Origin of the sequence: Nocardioides acrostichi (assembly GCF_015319165.1) — a bacterium.
In the GTDB taxonomy this organism is placed as follows: domain Bacteria; phylum Actinomycetota; class Actinomycetes; order Propionibacteriales; family Nocardioidaceae; genus Nocardioides; species Nocardioides acrostichi.
Genome location: NZ_JADIVZ010000003.1, coordinates 178,096 through 195,063 on the forward strand (window position 1 = coordinate 178,096; position 16,968 = coordinate 195,063).

14 protein-coding genes are annotated in these 16,968 nt (G+C 72.4%); 10 read left to right on the forward strand and 4 right to left on the reverse strand.

Going from position 1 to position 16,968, the window contains the following annotated elements; translation table 11 throughout:
• Positions 1–77: 77 nt before the first annotated feature.
• Positions 78–4,673, reverse strand: a complete 4,596-nt coding sequence (locus ISG29_RS21575; RefSeq protein ID WP_194503028.1) for an FtsK/SpoIIIE domain-containing protein — start codon at positions 4,671–4,673, stop codon at positions 78–80.
• Positions 4,674–4,801: 128 nt separating this feature from the next.
• Here ISG29_RS21575 and ISG29_RS08695 point away from each other — a divergent pair, with 128 nt between their 5' ends.
• From ISG29_RS08695 to ISG29_RS08740, 10 genes are all read left to right on the forward strand, one after another.
• Positions 4,802–5,524 (forward strand): SAF domain-containing protein, encoded by a 723-nt coding sequence (locus ISG29_RS08695; protein ID WP_194503029.1) that lies wholly within the window; start codon positions 4,802–4,804, stop codon positions 5,522–5,524.
• Complete coding sequence (locus tag ISG29_RS08700; protein WP_194503030.1) at positions 5,521–6,318, forward strand: P-loop NTPase family protein; 798 nt, start codon at positions 5,521–5,523, stop codon at positions 6,316–6,318. Before ISG29_RS08695 ends, ISG29_RS08700 begins: the two co-directional genes overlap by 4 nt.
• A gap of 8 nt (positions 6,319–6,326) precedes the next feature.
• On the forward strand, positions 6,327–7,643 hold the full coding sequence (locus ISG29_RS08705) for a CpaF family protein (RefSeq protein WP_207792908.1): 1,317 nt from the start codon (positions 6,327–6,329) through the stop codon (positions 7,641–7,643).
• Positions 7,640–8,503, forward strand: coding sequence for a type II secretion system F family protein (locus ISG29_RS08710; RefSeq protein ID WP_328828483.1), 864 nt, complete (start codon positions 7,640–7,642; stop codon positions 8,501–8,503). The genes ISG29_RS08705 and ISG29_RS08710 overlap by 4 nt, the downstream gene beginning before the upstream one ends.
• On the forward strand, positions 8,503–9,417 hold the full coding sequence (locus tag ISG29_RS08715; RefSeq protein WP_235958885.1) for a type II secretion system F family protein: 915 nt from the start codon (positions 8,503–8,505) through the stop codon (positions 9,415–9,417). Before ISG29_RS08710 ends, ISG29_RS08715 begins: the two co-directional genes overlap by 1 nt.
• A 71-nt stretch (positions 9,418–9,488) precedes the next feature.
• Positions 9,489–9,683 (forward strand): hypothetical protein, encoded by a 195-nt coding sequence (locus ISG29_RS08720; RefSeq protein WP_194503032.1) that lies wholly within the window; start codon positions 9,489–9,491, stop codon positions 9,681–9,683.
• Positions 9,683–10,069 (forward strand): TadE/TadG family type IV pilus assembly protein, encoded by a 387-nt coding sequence (locus ISG29_RS08725; protein ID WP_194503033.1) that lies wholly within the window; start codon positions 9,683–9,685, stop codon positions 10,067–10,069. Before ISG29_RS08720 ends, ISG29_RS08725 begins: the two co-directional genes overlap by 1 nt.
• A complete protein-coding gene (locus tag ISG29_RS08730; RefSeq protein WP_328828486.1) occupies positions 10,066–10,530 on the forward strand; it encodes a TadE/TadG family type IV pilus assembly protein in 465 nt (154 codons plus the stop codon). Before ISG29_RS08725 ends, ISG29_RS08730 begins: the two co-directional genes overlap by 4 nt.
• The gene (locus tag ISG29_RS08735; protein WP_194503034.1) at positions 10,527–10,970 is read left to right on the forward strand and encodes a pilus assembly protein TadG-related protein; all 444 of its coding nucleotides are present in this window, start codon (positions 10,527–10,529) and stop codon (positions 10,968–10,970) included. Before ISG29_RS08730 ends, ISG29_RS08735 begins: the two co-directional genes overlap by 4 nt.
• Positions 10,967–13,753, forward strand: a complete 2,787-nt coding sequence (locus ISG29_RS08740; RefSeq protein ID WP_194503035.1) for a LysM peptidoglycan-binding domain-containing protein — start codon at positions 10,967–10,969, stop codon at positions 13,751–13,753. Before ISG29_RS08735 ends, ISG29_RS08740 begins: the two co-directional genes overlap by 4 nt.
• 30 nt (positions 13,754–13,783) lie before the next feature.
• Here ISG29_RS08740 and ISG29_RS08745 read toward each other — a convergent pair whose 3' ends face one another.
• The 3 genes from ISG29_RS08745 to ISG29_RS08755 are packed head-to-tail and all read right to left on the reverse strand — an operon-like array spanning position 13,784 to position 16,929.
• Complete coding sequence (locus ISG29_RS08745) at positions 13,784–14,395, reverse strand: hypothetical protein (RefSeq protein ID WP_194503036.1); 612 nt, start codon at positions 14,393–14,395, stop codon at positions 13,784–13,786.
• A gap of 19 nt (positions 14,396–14,414) precedes the next feature.
• The gene (locus ISG29_RS08750) at positions 14,415–16,571 is read right to left on the reverse strand and encodes a WXG100 family type VII secretion target (protein WP_194503037.1); all 2,157 of its coding nucleotides are present in this window, start codon (positions 16,569–16,571) and stop codon (positions 14,415–14,417) included.
• Between the two features lie 16 nt (positions 16,572–16,587).
• Entirely contained in the window at positions 16,588–16,929 is a 342-nt protein-coding gene (locus ISG29_RS08755) for a hypothetical protein (RefSeq protein WP_194503038.1), read from the reverse strand.
• Positions 16,930–16,968: the final 39 nt, after the last annotated feature.

The window sequence follows — 16,968 nt, forward strand, 5'->3', positions numbered from 1 at the left end:
ACACCGCAACCGACTCGACCCCTCGAGCAACGATTCGCGACCCCTCGAGGGACGATTCGCGACCCCTCGCGGGTGGATCAGTGGGGAACCTGGACGGCGACGAAGGAGCCGTCGCCGGGGAAGACGACCCCGCGGCCGGGGGTGAGGCGGGCCTGGAGGGAGGTACGGGGCACCCGGCCGCCGAACACGTCGGCCGAGCTGGCCTCGCGCGGGGAGAGCAGCAGGCCCTTGCGACCGCGCCGCGCCTCCACCAGCCAGCCGGAGAAGCCGGCGGTGAGGTCGGCCAGGTTGCCGGCGACCACCACCCGGAACCCGCGGTCGCGACCCTGGCGCATGACGGCGGAGAGCACCGGGGCGATCGGACCGTCGCGCAGGTTCTCGGCGTCGTCGATGAGCACCAGCGCGCCGTCGGGAATGTCCTTGAGCCGCTGGACGACGTCCTCGGGCGACTCCTCGGTGCCGACCACGCACCGCTGCGCTCCGAGCAGCTCGCTCAGGGCGTTGGGCACGGGTGCGAAGCCGAGCACTGGGCAGTCGGCGTCGAGTGCGTGCCGGGCCGCCAGCATCAGGGTCGTGGTGCGACCGCTGCGGGGCTGGCCCAGCACGAGCACGGGGGCGCTGATCGCCTCGACTCCCACCAGGGCCAGGTCGTCGCCGCCGACGCCGAGCGGCACGTCGGCCGCAGGCAGTGCGCCGGCCTCGGCGAGGGCGGTCTCGAGGTCGATCTCGGCGGGCAGTGCCGCGAGCCGGATCGGTCCGCTGCCGGGTCGGGCCGCGGGCAGGTCGTGCTCGGCCTCGCGGAGCCGGGCGCCGAGGGCGCGCACGGCCTCGCTCTGTGCGGCGCCGCTGGTGTCGGGCACCAGCACCGCGACCTGGGCCTCGGTGCCGGACTCGCCCCAGAAACCCTGACCGTCGACGACCGCGTCGGGCAGCTCCTTGGGCTTCAGGCCGGCCGTGGAGTAGTCGTTGCGGTCGGGCAGTCGCAGGATCAGCTTGTTCTCGACCGTCGCCGCCATGCGGCCGCTGAGCAGCGAGCGGTCGCCGGTGAGCACGAGCTGCACCCCGACGCTCGCGCCCTCGCGCAGCATCGTCTGCACCGTATCGGTGAGCCGGCCCATGTCGATCTCGCCGAGGTCGGAGTCGAAGCCCTCCCACCGGTCGAGCAGCAAGACGACGTACGGGAGCCGCTCGTCGGGAGCCGCGGCGCGCCGCTGCTCGTCGATGTCGGCGAACCCGGACTGCCCGAGCACGTCCTGGCGACGCTTGACCTCCTCGAGCAGTCGCTCGAGCAGCCGGGAGGCGCGCTCGACCTCGGTGCGCTGCACGATCGCGCCGGTGTGGGGGAGGGCGGTGAGCGGGAGGAGGGCGCCGTTGCCGCAGTCGAGGCCGTAGAGATGCAGATCGCGCGAGGTGCACGCCTCGGCCAGCCCGGCCGCGATGGTGCGCAGGCCGGTCGAACGCCCCGAGCGGGGTCCGCCCACCAGGTAGAGGTGCCCGCTGCTGCCGAGCACGAAGCGGCGCACCCGCTGCGCCTGGTCGCTCGGGTGGTCCTCGAGCGCCCAGGGCGCGGCGAACCCGGTGAGCGCCGGCTGCGGGGCGGGCTCGTCGTCTGGCGGGAGATCGGCGACGACCACGGTGCGCGGCAGCTCGGGCAGCCACGGGGAGTGCTGGGGCGCGATGCCTCGTGCGTCGTTGGCACCGCGGATGGCGGTGACGAGCACGGAGAGGTCGGTCTCGCCCTCGTCGGTGGTGGGGCCGTCCTCGACCGCTCGAGCCGGCGCCGGTGAGCCGACCTCGCCCCAGCTCACCGGCCAGGCCAGCGGCTCGGCGAGGGTCCGTTCGGCCTGCTTGGTCGTGTCTGGGCGGGCGCCGCCGACGCGACCGGCCTGGAACGGCAGCAGCGAGGAGTGCCCCAGACGCGCGTACCCCCGGCCCGGCTGGTCGGGCCCGATGGTGGCCGACTCCTTGGCGTCGATGACGTCGGTGGACTCCGACTCGTCGGTGACGCGCAGGGCGATGCGCAGGTTGGTGTTGGCGCGGATGTCGTTGGAGATGACGCCGGAGGGCCGCTGTGTGGCCAGCACCAGGTGGATGCCCAGTGAGCGGCCCCGCTGCGCGATGGTCACGAGACCGTCGACGAAGTCGGGCAGCTCGGACTTGAGGCTGGCGAACTCGTCGATGACGATCGCCAACCGCGGGATCACCGGCAGCGAAGGGTCGTGGCGCTGGAGCGCCCAGTAGTCCTCGAGATCTTTGGCCCCCGGTCCGACGAGCAGGTGCTCGCGGCGCTTGAGCTCGGCGCCGAGCGAGGTGAGCGCGCGGCTGACGAGGTGGGTGTCGAGGTCGGTGACCATGCCGACGGTGTGCGGCAGCCGCGAGCAGTCCTTGAACGCCGACCCGCCCTTGTAGTCGACCAGTACGAACGTCAGCTGTTCTGGACTGTTGGCGACCGCGAGCGAGGCGACCAGGGTCTGGAGCAGCTCGGACTTGCCGGAGCCGGTCGTGCCCGCCACCAGCGCGTGCGGGCCGTCCTTGCGCAGGTCGAGGCGGAACGGGCCGTCGAAGCCGGCGCCGATGACCACGTCGGTCCGGGCGGTCGGCCCCCATGAGCGCGTGAGCAGCTCGGGAGTCGGGTCGGGCATGCCGAGCAGGTCGAGGAGCCGTGCGGACGACGGCAGGGCGCTCATCGACTCCTCGGGCGTGGTGTCGTGCAGCGGTGCGAGCGCCCGGCCGATCCGCTCCGCCCATGCGGGCTCGACCAGGTCGGGCCGGATGCGAGAGACCGCCGCGGTGCCGGTGCGGCGTAGCTCCACGATGCCGCCCGTGGCCTCGAGCACCGCGGCGCACTCCTCGGGCAGCGATCGCTCGTCGTCGTCGAGGCAGATCACGTAGACGCCGACTGCAGGGCCTTGCCGCATCAGCGACACGACACCGGGCAGCGTGCGCAGTCGGCGCGCACCGTCGAGCACGACGAGGTGGTCGGGGCCGGGTGGTGGCCCCTGCGACCCGGCGCCACCCATCGAGAGCCCGGCGGTACCGGTCTTCTCGCCCACGCGTGTCTCGACCAGGTGCGCCAGCTCGGCGAGGCGGCGTCCGACCGACCCCTGGTCGGTGCCGAGCACGGCCGCGACGGGCTCGCCGTCGACGCGGCAGTGCGGGAGCCAGCGGGTCCAGCCCCACTCCGCCTCACGACCACTGCTGGTCAGCACCACGACCCGCAGGTCGCGCGGGGTGTGCAGCACCGCGCTCTGTCCGATCAGCCACTGGGCCAGCGCGTCGACCTCGCCACCCTCACCGCAGAGGCCCAGCACTCCGACGTCGCGCATCGACACCGCCACCGGCACGTCGCCGAGGACGTCGGGCTCGCGCGGCTCGTCGGTGTCCTTGCGGCCGCGGTCTGAGACCGAGAGCCCCGACGGAACGTCGGCCACGCCCACGCGCAACAGCAGGGCGTCGTCGTCGGTGCGCCGTCGCATCCACAGCTGGCTGCCGGGGCCGGCCGCAGCCAGCAGCAGGGCGGCCGGGTCGGGCCGGTCCTCGCGCAGTTCGTCGCGCTCGCGGCGCAGCGCGGCGTGCAGCCGGTCGAGCACCGAGGTGATCTCCTCGCGATAGGCCAGCAGGGCCTCGCGGTAGTCGCGCGCGGAGCCGCGGCGCTGGGTGAGGAAGTTGAACCCGGCCATGAGCGGCGACATGAGCGCGAACATCAGGTAGCGAGGGCCGAAGGCGTAGGCCATCGGGCCGGCCATGAGCATCGGCGCGATGACCATCGGCCAGGGCAGGGTCACCCTGCGGGGCGCGCGCGGCTCGTCGGGGATCACGAACGATCGCTCGTGGGCGGGGCGCCGCAGCCGGGGCGGCCGGTTGAAGTCGGTGCCGAGCACGTCGACGCTGGGGGTCGTGTCGGCGTCCGGCTGCCACACCGGGTGCCACTGGAGCACGGTGCCGCCGAGTCGCAGGTCGGCGCCCGCGGGCCAGGTGAGCGGGTCGTCCTCGGCGGCTGCCCGCGGGGTGCGCCGGGCGGCCTTCTTGGCCCGGCGGCGCTTGCGTCGCCGCTCCCGGCGGGTCAGCGCGGCCTCGGGCAGCTCGTCGAGCAGGGTGCCGCTCAACCTCTTGGCGGCGTCCCCCTCGGACGCGGCGGTGGGCTCGTCGTCGGGCTGGTCGTCGGGCTCGGACGGCGCGAGGCCGTCGACGCGCAACTGCTCGCGCAGCCGCAGGTCGCTGCCGAGCACCTCGACGCCGCCCGCGGGGGTGACCCGCAGTCGTAGCGCGCCGCTGGGCAGCAGCAGGTCGGGCAGGGACATGCCTGGAGCGCCGTTGCCGATCTCGTGGTCGCCGATGCCGAGTCGGTGCACGCGGCCCGCGCCGGGGCCGGAGACGACACGCACCTCGACCACCCCGCGGGGGAGCACCGTCTCCCAGCCGTCGGTCTCGTGCAGCGAGACGACCGACCCCGGGCGCAGACCGGCCTCGCGCAGGGTCTGCTCGGGCTCGGCCCGCACCCCGTCGATCCATACCGCACTGCGCCGTGCCATCGCCGGGTGCAGGTCGGCCTCGCCGGCCGCGCGGGCGAGCGGAGGCAGCACGTCGGCCACCGTGGAGTCCGGCTCCGCGTCGAGCAGGACGTCTCGTCGGCGCGCGCTGAGGCCATCGATGACGCTGACGCTGAGTCGCACGCTCGTCGTCCTCTCCCAGGCTCGTGGCGCCCCGATCGCGCCCCGGTCGAGGGTCAGTCTGTAACAACCCGGCACCTGGTGGGCCGACAAGGTGAATGAAACGCCGACTTGTGGGCACCATGGGGCCCGTGACCGTGCAGAGCTCAGCCCCCACCCGCTCGGCCGGCGGCCGAGCGGGCGCCACTGCGGCTCCGCGCCGCGACGTCCCGCCGCCCTCGCGCCAGCGCCGGCCCGCTCTGGCCGCCCTGGCGGTCGTGCTCATCGTGGGCGGCGCCCTGGGGGCCGGCCTGCTGGCCGTTCGCATGGACAGCCGCACCCCCGTGCTCGCGGCCGCCCGCGACATCGCGCCCGGCACCCTCATCACCGCCGACGACCTGCGCCAGGTCGACGTGGCCAGCGACGGTCTGCGGCTCATCCCCGCCGACCTCGCCTCCCAGATCCTCGACGGCGCCACCTACGCCGAGGTGCCGATCAAGGCCGACTCCCTGGTCGACCAGAACATGCTCACCCGCCAGGCCCCCCTCGACGACGGCAACGCCATCGTCTCGGTGCCGCTCGACCCGAAGATCACGCCTCAGGGCTCGCTCCAAGGCGGCGACCTCGTGCAGGTCGTGCAGATCGCGGGCGAGCAGGGTGGCGACCCCGTGGCTCTCACCGAGGGTCTCGTCGTCGACGTCGCCGCGGCCTCGAGCGGTGACGACCTCTCTGCGCCCTCGGGTGGGTCGGTGACCATCCTGGTGCCCAAGGAGGCCGCTCCGGCCGTCGTCAACGCGGCCGGCAGCGACCAGGCCGGACTCGTGCTCATCGCCCGCGGCCAGTCCACCGACACCAAGCTGAAGGTGCTCTCGTGAGCGTGATCGCGCTCGCGTCGGCCAAGGGTTCGCCCGGAGTCACCATGACCGCGCTGGCGCTGGCGTCGGCGTGGCCCCGCAACCCCGAGCCGCCCGCGCTGGTCGACCTCGACCCGGCGGCGGGTGACGTCGCGTGGCGCTGCCGCGGCACCGACGGCGCTCCGCTCGACGTCGACCGCGGGCTGCTGGCTCTGGGAGCGGCCGCCCGGCGCGGTGCCGCGGAGACCTCGCTCGCCGACCACCTCCAGCCCACCTCGCTCGGGTTCTCGGTGCTCACCGGGCTGCCTTCGCCGGAGCAGCTCAGCGGCCTCGGCTCTTTGTGGACCCAGCTGCCCTCCCTCCTCTCGCGGCACTGCGCCGAGTCGGGAGCCGACGTGCTCGTCGACCTCGGCCGGGTCGTGCCCGGATCGGTCGTGCTGCCCGTGCTCCAGTCCGCCGACGCCGTGGTGCTCGCCGTCCGCCCCGACCTCGAGGGCGTCGCGCAGTTGCGCGTGCGGCTGCGCGCCCTGGCCGGTCTGCTCGAGTTGGAGCGACGCGGCGCCAAGCCGGTCGGTGTCGTGGCGGTCACCGGCTACCGCGACACCGGTGTGGTCGCCGACCTCCAGAAGGTGATCGACGTCGAGGGGTTCGCCGTGCGCGTGCTCGGCATCGTCGCCGACGACGACAAGGGCGCCCGGGTGCTGAGCGCCGGCCGAGCCGGCAACCCGCTGCGCACCCTGCTCGGCCGCTCCGCCACCGGCCTGGTCGAACCCATCCGGCAACTGGCCGATCTCGAGCCCGCGGAGGTGTTCTAGTCGTGGCGATGGACCAGCAGCTCGTGAGACGTCTGCGCGAAGAGGTCGCCGAGGTCTTGTCCCGGCAGCGCCGTGAGGACGCGTCGTCCGGCGCGGCACCGATGTCGGCCGAGGACGAGCGGCAGTTCGCGCGGGCGGTCGTCTCGCGCGTCCTCGACTCCTACGCTCGCGAGGAGATCCGCGCCGGCCGCACGCCACCGAGCAGCGGCGACGAGGCCGAACTCGCCGAAGGCATCCACGCGGCACTGTTCGGCGTGGGGCGCCTCCAGCCGTTGCTCGACGACCCCGAGATCGAGAACATCGACATCAACGGCTACGACAACGTGTTCATCGGCTACGCCGATGGTCGCGAGGAGCCTGGCCCGCCCGTCGCGGAGTCCGACGAGGAGCTCGTCGAGCTGGTGCAGACCCTCGGCGCCTACAGCGGCCTGGCGAGCCGGTCCTTCGACACCGCCAACCCCCAGCTCGACCTGCGCCTGCCCGACGGCTCGCGCCTCTCGGCGGTCATGGGCGTGTGCCCGCGGCCGTCCATCTCGATCCGCCGCGCGCGGCTCTCCCGCGTCTCCCTCGACACGCTGGTCGGCTACGGCACGATGTCGCCGGAGGTCGCGGCCTTCCTCTCCGCCGCGGTCCGCGCTCGCAAGAACATCATGATCGCGGGCGCCACCAACGCCGGGAAGACCACGCTGCTACGCGCCCTGGCGAACGAGATCGAGCCCGGCGAGCGGCTGATCACGGTCGAGCGCGCCCTCGAGCTGGGCCTGGGGGAGTTCAAGGACCTGCACCCCAACGTCGTCGCCTTCGAGGAGCGGCTGCCCAACTCCGAGGGCCAGGGTGCGATCGCGATGGCCGAGCTCGTGCGGCGCTCGCTGCGCATGAACCCCAGCCGCGTCATCGTGGGCGAGGTGCTCGGCGACGAGATCGTCACGATGCTCAACGCGATGAGCCAGGGCAACGACGGCTCGCTCTCGACCATCCACGCGAACTCCTCGGCTGAGGTGTTCAACCGCATTTGCACCTATGCGATCCAGAGCTCCGAGCGGCTCCCGGCCGACGCCACGATGATGCTCATCGGCGGTGCCATCGACTTCGTGGTGTTCGTGCAGCGCATCAACACCTTCGCCAGCGGGGGAGCGCTGCGCCGCACGATCACCTCGGTGCGCGAGGTCAACGGCGTCGACGGGCGGGTGCTCTCCAGCGAGATCTTCGCCCTCAACCAGGACGGCGTCGCCGCCCCCGGCGCGGCGATCTCCTGCCTGGCCGACCTCGAGGAGGTCGGCTACCTGCCCGGCGCGGCTCCGACCTGGCTGGAGACCGTCTCGTGACCCTGGGGCCCTACGTCGCGGGCATGGTGCTGCTCGGTGCTCTCGTGGCGGGCGGCATCGTGCTGCTGGTCAGCGCGCTCATCCCGCGCGAGCCCAGCCGGGCGGCGAGCGAGCCGTCGATGCTCCTGCCCTGGGTTCAGGGGCTCGGACGCCGCGGGCCGGCCGCCCTCGGCGTCGCGCTCGTCGTGCTGCTGCTCACGCGGTGGGTGGTCGCGGCCGTGGCGGCTGGGGTCGTGGTGCTGCTGTGGACCCGCCTCTTCGGCGGCTCCAAGGAGGCCAGGCTCGGAGTGGCCCGCGTGGAGGCGCTCGCCGCCTGGACCGAGTCCCTGCGCGACACGGTGGCCGGCGCGGTCGGGTTGGAGCAGGCGATCCCGGCGTCCGTGCACGCGGCCTCTCCGGTGATCCGCGATCACCTCCAGACGCTCAGCGACCGGTTGCGGGTGCGGGTGCCGCTGCCCGACGCCCTCCAGCGGCTCGCCGACGAGCTCGACGACGCCGGTGCCGATCTGATCGTGGCCGCTCTCATCCTCAACGCCCGGTTGCGTGGTCCCGGGCTGCGCGAGGTGCTCACCTCGCTCTCGGAGTCGGCCCGCGACGAGCTCGACATGCGCCAGCGCATCAACGCCGGCCGCCGCAGCGTCGAGCGCAGTGTGCAGATCATCGTGTTCGTCGCCATCGGCTTCGTGGTCTTGCTGGCCGTGCTCAACCGCGACTACCTCCAGCCCTACAGCTCCCCCGTGGGCCAGATCGTGCTGCTCGTCGTCGTCGGCATGTTCGCGGCCGGCATCGCCTGGCTGCGCAAGCTTGCGCAGTTCGAGATGCCGTCGCGGTTCCTGCGCACGCGCGGGGAGGTGTCGTGATGCTGGTGCTCGCCATGCTCTGCGGCGCCTTGGGCGGCGGCGGTCTGCTGCTGGCCGGTTGGCTCCTTGCCCAGCCCCGCACCTCGGGGCCGATCGCCCTCGTCCAGCTCGACGCCCGGATGGCGCGCCACCAGCGGGAGGCGGGTCTCACCGCCGACCGCCGCCACCTCACGGAGTCGCCGCGGATGCGTCGTCTGGGGTCCGACGTCGCCGGCACCCTCGACGCGCGCGGCGTCCGGCTGCCGGGCCGGGTGGCCCCTGCGCTGGCGCTCACCGGGCAGTCCTACGAACTCTTCTTGGCGCGCAGCCTGGGCGGCGCGCTCGTCGGCTTCCTGGTGCCGGTCGTCGTGCTCGGTCCGCTGACGATCATCGCAGGGTTCACCCCGGTGATCCCGCTGTGGTTCATGCTCATCGGAGCCCTCGTCGGGCTGCTCATGCCCTACGTGCAGCTGCTCCGTGCGGCCGACGACCTGCGCCGCGACTTCCGGCACATGGTGAGCTCGTTCCTCGACCTGGTGTCGATGAACCTCGCAGGCGGGCGTGGCGTGCCCGAGGCGCTGCAGGCCGCGACGTCGATCTCCGACGGGTGGGCCATGCTCCGCATCTGCGACACCCTCGAGGCGGCGCGACTCCAGGGCATCACCCCCTGGGCGGCCCTGGGCCAACTCGGCTCCGAGGTCGATGTCGACGAGTTGCGCGATCTCGCGGCGGCCCTGGCGCTCGTGGCCGAGGACGGCGCCAAGGTGCGCAGCTCGCTCACCGCCCGGGCCGAGTCGATGCGCAAGCGCGAACTCGCGGACGCCGAGGGCCGCGCCGCCGCGCGGTCGCAGTCCATGCTCGTCGCGCAGATGCTGCTCGCCGGCGGTTTCCTGGTCTTCTTGATGTACCCGGCCGTCGCAAAGATCCTCGGCTGATTTCGCTCGCCGGGGATTGGATTCGCCCTGACCGGGCACCCTGCCTATGACGCCACCCGAAGGAGACATCCATGCTCGCCCAGCTCCGCTTCCTCGTTCTCATGTTGCACGTGCGGATCGCTCGTGCGCGCCGCGCCGAGCGCGGCGCCAGCATGGTCGAGTGGGTCATCATCACGGCCATCTTGGCGGCGCTCGCCCTGAGCGTCGGTTACCTGATCGTCGACAAGATCTCGTCCAAGGCGAGCACCATCAACCTGGACAAGTGATGTCGCCGCGCCGCCTGCGAGGCGAGCGCGGCGTCTCCACGGTCGAGCTCGTCATCTACGCACCTCTCCTCATGTTGGTGGTGCTCTTGGTGGTGCAGTTCGCCATGGTCTACCTCGGCAACCAGGCGGCCAACGCGGTGGCGCGAGAGACCGCCAGGGTGGTCCGCTCGACGCACTCGAAGGCGGCCGGGGAGAGCGCGGGGCGTGAGTATGCGAACAGCATCGGCCAGGGCATCTTGGAGGACTACGACATCCAGGTCGTCTCCGACGGCGAGACCGTGCGCGTGGTCGTCACGGGGCGCGCCCAGGAGATCGTGCCCGGGTTCGCCCCTCGCTTCAGCGAGACCGTCGAGGGGCCGATCGAGAGGTTCGTGAGCTACTCGTGAGACAGGCACCGGAACACCACCTGGTTCCCGGCTCGGTCCAGCGCCGGATCCGCCGCCGGAGCAGCCGACGCGGCGAGCGCGGCTCGATGGCCGTGGAGGTCGTGCTGCTCACCCCGGCGATGGTCGCGTTCTTCTTGCTGGTCGTGGCCTTCGGGCGCTACGTCGCCGTTCAGGGCGACATCGACGCAGCGGCGCGCGACGCCGCCCGTCAGGCCTCGCTCCAGGCGAACGCCGGGGCCGCACGGTCAGCGGCGTACGCCGTCATCGCCAGCTCGCTCGACGACCACACGCACTGCGGATCCCCGGGCGTGGGCGGCACGTGGGGAGCCGGCGGCGAGGTCACGATCACCTTGAACTGCCGCGTCGACTACTCCGGCCTCGGGCTCATCGGCGTCCCCGGCAGTGTGGGCATCGACACCACCAGCGCGGCGCCCCTCGACCCCTACCGGAGCTACGAGTGAGGCACCTGCGACCACTGGCCCAGCGTGCTCGCCGCCGACGCGGCGAGCGCGGCACCGCGACCGCGTTCATCGTCGGCCTCGCGGTCACCATGCTGGCCTGCGCCGGCCTCGTGGTCGACGGGGGAGGCGCGCTGAACGCGCGCTCGCGACTGGCCGACGACGCCGAGCAGGCGGCGCGCGCCGGGGCCCAGCAGCTCGACATCGCCGAACTGCGCAACGACGGCGCTGCGGGCCGGGTCGAGCTGGATCCCACCGTGGCCCGTGACCGGGCCGCCGCCTACCTGGTCGGCCGGGGCTACCGGGTCGCCGACATCGACGTGACCGGCAACACCGTCACCGTGCGCACCCACGACACGGTCGACACCAAACTGCTCAGCCTGATCGGCATCGACCACTTCGACGTCGAGGCGAGTGCGACAGCGGAGGCAGTGACCCAATGACCAACTCCACGACCGACGAGACCACCAAGCCCGCCACCGACGAGACCACGGCGCGCGGACCGGAACGGTTCGCCGCCGCCGCGCCCGAGCCCGATCGGCCCAGCTGGGCCCAGGCGGCAGGCGCTGGGCTCGCGCTGCTGGGCCTGCTGGTCGGCATCCCGGTGCTGCTGGCGCTCCTCACGGGTGCGCCGCCGATCCCGACCGGTCTGCCCGACCACGCGGCCCTCACCCAGCCCCTCTCGATCGACGCGCTCTTCGTCGTGCTGCGTGCCGTGATCTGGCTGGCCTGGCTCCAGTTCGCCGTGTGCACGGTCGTGGAGACCGTCAGCATGGTGCGCGGCGGCGGGCTGCCTCGACCGGTGCCGCTCTCGGGTCGCTCCCAGGCTGTGGCGCGGGCCCTGGTCGGCACTCTGCTCGTGGGTGCGTCGTTCATCGGCAGCACGGCTGCGGCCGGTGCCGCGACGCCCGCCGAGGCGCCCTCGTCCACCGCGGCGGCGAGCAGCGTCGCGCAACCCGGTGCTCACGACCAGCGTGCCGATCTGACGAAGCAGGCTGACCAGGCCGACGGTCGTGGGGCGTCGCAGCACGACGCTCCGCGGATGGCCCACGTACCGGGCGTGCCATCGACCATGACCGACGTCATCGGGCACAAGGTGAACGTCGTGAAGCCGCCCGAGGGTCACTACCACGACAACCTCTGGGACATCGCCGAGCGCCACCTGGGCGACGGGCGCCGCTGGAAGGAGATCTACGAGCTCAACCGCGGCCGACTCCAGCCCGACGGCGGCGAACTGGTCATCGGTCGGCTCATCCAGCCCGGCTGGGTGCTGATCATGCCCGACGACGCCACCGGCGTCCCGACGGTCCACGCCGCGCCTGAGCACGCGCCGGCCCACGACCGCGACCAGCGAGGCTCGCAGGCCGACGGCGCGCAGGCGCCGTCGGACGCCGACCAGGTGGCGCCGGGGCAGGGTGGCGCCGTGCAGGTGGCCGACCACTCCGGGGTGCTGCTCGGCGGTGGGCTGCTCGCCGTGGGCGTGCTCTCTCTGCTCGCGGCCGAGCGTCGACGCCGCCGGTCCACCGACCCCAGTGGCGACGCCCTCGACACCGAGGTCGCGTTGCGCGCCGGGGCCGATCCCGACCGTGCCGCCTGGCTCGACCGGGCCCTGCGCTCGCTGGCCGCCCAGTGCCGCACCGAGCGGATCGCCCTGCCCCAGGTCTTCGCGGCCACGGTCACCGACGATGTCGTCGAGTTGCGCCTGGCACCGGCCGCGCCGCAGGCGCCGGCGCCCTGGTCGACTCTCGAGGGGGGCCGGCGCTGGCGTCTGGAGCGCACGGCCGACCTCGTGGGCACGTCAGGGCATGCGCCGTACCCGGCCCTGGTCTGCCTGGGCCGCGACGACAGCGGGGCCGACCTGCTGATCGACGTCGAGTCCGTGGGTGGTCCGCTGGCGGTCCACGGTGACCCGGTCGTGGCCCGCGAGGTCGTCTCGGCGCTGGCAGTGCAGCTGGCGACCTCCCCTTGGTCCGATGCGCAGCAGGTCTGGGGCCTGGGGCTGAGCGACGCACTCGGCTCGGTCGCCGGCGACCGGCTCGAGCTGGTCGACGACCTCGACGGTCTGCTCGGCGCATGGGCCGAGCGCAGCCCAACCCGGCCCGCGGGCGACGTGTTGACCGGTCGCCTGGGCCGCCACCCCGGTCAGGCTCCGCAGTACCTCGTGCTCGGGCAGGATCCCGGGTCGGCGCACCTCGACCGGCTCCACCCCCTCACCCGCGGCGACGCACGCGGACTGGGCGTCGTGGCCGCGCTGCCGATACCCGGTGCCCGGTGGCAGGCCGAGGTCGACCAGACCGGCCGTCTGCGCCTGGCGCTGCTCGACCTCGAGGTCGACGCGGTGCGCTTGACCGAGACCACCGTCGCCGACCTCGCTGCCCTGCTCGAGGCCGCGCGAACCGAGCAGGCGCCGCTGGGGGCCTCCCGGGTCGCGGTGCCCCGGCCGCCGCACGACACCGACGACGCGCACTGGCGCTCGGCCCCGGTGCGGGTCGGGATCCTCGGCGATCTCGAGGTCACCGCGGCCGGACGCATCGATCCGGCCCGGCTCGCGCTGGCCACCGAGATCGTCGCGTTCCTGGCGGTGCAGCCGGGGCCGGTCCACCCCAGCGTGGTCGGCGCCTCGATCTGGCCGCTCGGCGTGACTCCCGACGTCCGCGACGCCACCATCGAGCGCACTCGGGAGTGGCTGGGCGAGGACGCCGACGGGTCGCACCTGCTGCGTGAGACCTCCGATGGGCGGCTGGCTCTCGCGCCCGACGTGGCGGTCGACTGGTGGAGTCTGTGTTCGCTGGCCCGACGGGCCCGCGAGGCGACCGGCTCGGCGGAGCTGGAGTTGCTGCGCCGCTCGCTGCGCCTGGTGCGGGGCGAGCTGCTCGCCGATCGGCCGGCGCGCCGCTACTCGTGGCTGCCGCGCACGCGGCTGGAGCGCGAGAGCGTCGACGTCGTCGTCGACACCGGTCTGCGCCTCGCCGAGCTGACCACCGACGACGACCCGGACGGCGCGGCTGCCGGCTGTCGCGCTGCGCTCGCGCTGGCGCCGACATCTCAGGATCTGTGGCGGGCGCTGCTCGCCGCCGAGCACCGTCGCCCCGACGGCCCCGGTACCGCCGCGGTGGTCGACGAGATGGTGCGCGTCCTGCACGGCGCCGACGTGGCCCTGGCCCCCGAGACCGAGGCCCTGGTCGTCGAACTGCTCCCCGACCACGAGGCGGGCCAAGCGGGCTGAGCACCCCACTCGCGACCACGCCCGAGCCGGTCAGTCACCGAGGCCGAAGGCCTCCTCGAAGGCGGACTCACGCGAGGCGAGGGCGCCGGTCTGACGACTCTCGGCGCTCGCGGCGTACTCCTGATACGTCTTCTCACTGGTGGGGGAGAGGTCGTGGGAGCGGACGAACTCCTCCCAACCGGGCAACTGCCCGGTGTCTGCCAGGCTGGCCACGGCCACGCGTTGCGCCGCGCCTCGTTCACCGTCTTGCCACCAGTCGAGCGCGGCGACCAGACGCGCGGTGTCGGTGATGGACTTCTCGGAGCTCTCGGCGGCCTCCGTGCGAGCGAAGTCGCACAAGGCCTGGTAACGGTCGCTGCGCACCGCCTGCTCGTCGCTCTCGGGAAAGGCCCGCTGCAGCACGTCGGCGCGCTGGTCGTCGTCGAGGTCGGAGAGCGTGCACGCGAGCACCGCCGGGTCGGAGCCGAACTCGCTCCACTGCGCGTCGCTCCAGTCATCGGCGCCCGAGGTGCTGGATCCCGCGGCGGTCACGCACGTGGTGAACCCGGGATCGCTGGCGGTGTCGGAGGCGCCGGAGCACCCGGACACGACGACGGTGACCAGGGCGAGGGAGGTGGTGCCGAGCAGGGTTCTGCGGAGCATGGTGGACACGGTATCGATCTCAGAGGGCGTCGTCGCGACCGCCGTTGATCTGGTCGTAGAGCCTGCTCAGCTCCTGATAGGTCTGGTTGTCCTGCTGCCGGATGTGCTCGTAGTACTCGATGGGCGCGTCGGGATCGTCGCCGAGGCCGTGCTCGGTGACGAAGTCCTCGAAACCAGGTGGGGGGCCTCCGTGCGACTGCACGTAGAGCGCGAACACCATCGCCTTCTGCGCCTTCGCGGCCCGCTCGTCGTCGTCGGAATCGGCGTCGATGGCCTCCATGCGGCCGTACTCGCCGGCGATCGCCTCGAGCACGGACTTGACCTGCGAGACCCCCGGGGGAAGGTCGAGCAGACTCAGGCCGGCGTCGGCCAGGGCCTTGGTGAGGGTCGCGAGGTTCATCTCGTTGCCCAAGAGATCCTGGGCGCGCATCAGATCGCCCAGGGTGTTCGCCACCGCGACATCGGAGTCGCCCCGGTCGAGCTGATACCTGATGACGTCGGCCACGAGCTGGTCGACGTCGGTGTCGCCGTCGCGGAGCAGGTCGCGGAAGTTGCTGCGGCTGATGTCGATGCCGGCGACCTCGTCGCCGGTGTGGCGCATGTACCAGTCGACGAACGCCGGGTCCGAGGCCACGTCGTCGATGTACGGCGCGAGGGCATCGGTGTACTGACCCCCGCCCTGCCCGACATTGCGGTTGCGCACCTCCAGGAGCAGCAAGAGCTCGCGCGGCTCGGCACCGATGTCGTCGGAGCCGATCTCGTCGAGGAAGCGTTGCTTGAGCTCGATGATCGTGTTGCCGTAGAGGTCGGCGATGTACTGGTATTCGTCGAGGTTCATCGTGCCGCCCTCGGTCTGCACGTTGTGCATCGTGAGGAGCATCTCGCGGATGTCGTCGTCGCCCATCTGCTCGACGATGTCGGCCAGATCGCTGGCGTCGGAATGCTCCGACCAGTACTGCAGCATGTGCTGGACGTCGTCGCCGTAGGCGTCGTGGAAGATCGCCGGGAACAGGCTTGGGCCCAACGTGTTCGACAGCGAGGCGTTGTAGACCTCGGACTGGTAGGTCAGGGCGATCGCGTTGATGCGGCCGTCGGCCTCGTCGGAGGACGCCAGCAGCGCCCACATCTTGGGCCCGTAGTCGGCGTCCATCCAGGTCTGCATGTAGTCGGCGAAGTCCTTGTCGCCGTACTGGCTCAGCCCGTTGGCCGCGGTGTCGTTGAAGGCGAGGAGTGCCGTGGAGATCGTCTCGACGTCGTAGTAGCCGTCGCTGACGCCCTGGTTGATCTGCTCGTAGATGCCCTGGAGCCCCTGCGGCCCGAGCTCCTTGACCATCTCCTCGGACCAGATGTCGTCACCGGAGTGCTGGCCGATCTCGGCCAGGATCTCGTTGACCTTGTCCATGTCCTCGTCGTCGAGGGCGTCACGGAGCTCGTCGAGCTTCTGCTGGGCCTCGGCTCTCGCGGCCTCGTGCAGGCGCTGCTCCTCCTGCTGCTGGCGGAGTTGGTCGAGCTGGTTGGCCAGGGCGAGCTGGCTCAAGATGCTGCTCGCGTCGACGGTGGGGCCCTGGCCGTGCTGCCACTTGTCGATCGCGTCGTCGCTCACCTCGATCGGGCCGGAGTCGCGCAGTGCGTCGGCGAGCACCTTGGTCTGTTGGCCCAACCACTGCTTGGTGTAGCCGAAGGACATCTCCAGGCCGTGCTGGGTGGACCTCTTGTCGTCGGCGGCGTTGCTCACCTTGGTGTTGCGGGACTGCTGGAGCTCGTAGGTGATCGCGCGGTTGACGGGGCCTTTCTTCGCCAGCTCGTCGCGACTGTCGCTCATGTCGTTGTCGGCCTGGGTGACAGCCCGGTCGTAGGCGTCCTCGGCGGCGTCCCACTTCTTGTTGAGGCCGGGCAGCTGGGCGAGGGCGTCGTCGTAGGTCTTGGCCAGCGCGCGCAGCGCGGCGGGCACCCCGTCGAGCTTGTCGTGGAAGCCCTGCAGCACGGTGCCCAGCGAGGTCATCTCGGTCTTGATCGAGGTAGCCGCCTGGCCGGTCCACTTCTGTCCGATCTCACCCGGCGCACCGCCCGCCTTGCGGCTCTGGCTGTGGAGCTCGGTGCCCAGCGTCTCGAGGTCGCGCGCGACGGAGCGCAGCATGTCGGGGTTCACGTCGAGGGTGAAGTGCTTGTCGGTCACGTCGTTCCTCGTGGCGTCACTCGGCGCGGGGGCCGCGACCCCCGCCTCCGCTGATGTCGGGGACAGTGGCGAGTTCGTTGTCGAGCCGGGTGATCTCGATCTCGAACACGTTGGTGTTGCCGGCGATGATGCCCGCGCTGTCGGCGGTGACGTGCAGGGACTCGCGCCAGGCGATGGAGAACCCGTCGGAGCCGTCGGAGACGACCGGGCCGAACTCTCCGCACCCCATCTCGACCAGCCCTGCGGCGCCGGAGACGCTCACCTGGGCGTTGCTCAGTGACTGTCGCATGGTGGTGAACCGATCGATGACCGGTCGGGCCATCGAGGGGTCCATCTTCACGTCGTCGTCGCCTGCCACGTTGCTGGACTACCCAGGTACGCCTCAGGGCAAACGGTG

Excerpts from the sequence above, each read along its gene's own strand:
- ISG29_RS08705 (WP_207792908.1), top strand. The coding sequence starts at position 6,327 with ATGGACCAGCAGCTCGTGAGACGTCTGCGCGAAGAGGTCGCCGAGGTC.
- ISG29_RS08715 (WP_235958885.1), top strand. The coding sequence starts at position 8,503 with ATGCTGGTGCTCGCCATGCTCTGCGGCGCCTTGGGCGGCGGCGGTCTG.
- ISG29_RS08720 (WP_194503032.1), top strand. The coding sequence starts at position 9,489 with ATGCTCGCCCAGCTCCGCTTCCTCGTTCTCATGTTGCACGTGCGGATC.
- ISG29_RS08725 (WP_194503033.1), top strand. The coding sequence starts at position 9,683 with ATGTCGCCGCGCCGCCTGCGAGGCGAGCGCGGCGTCTCCACGGTCGAG.
- ISG29_RS08740 (WP_194503035.1), top strand. The coding sequence starts at position 10,967 with ATGACCAACTCCACGACCGACGAGACCACCAAGCCCGCCACCGACGAG.
- ISG29_RS08745 (WP_194503036.1), bottom strand. The coding sequence starts at position 14,395 with ATGCTCCGCAGAACCCTGCTCGGCACCACCTCCCTCGCCCTGGTCACC.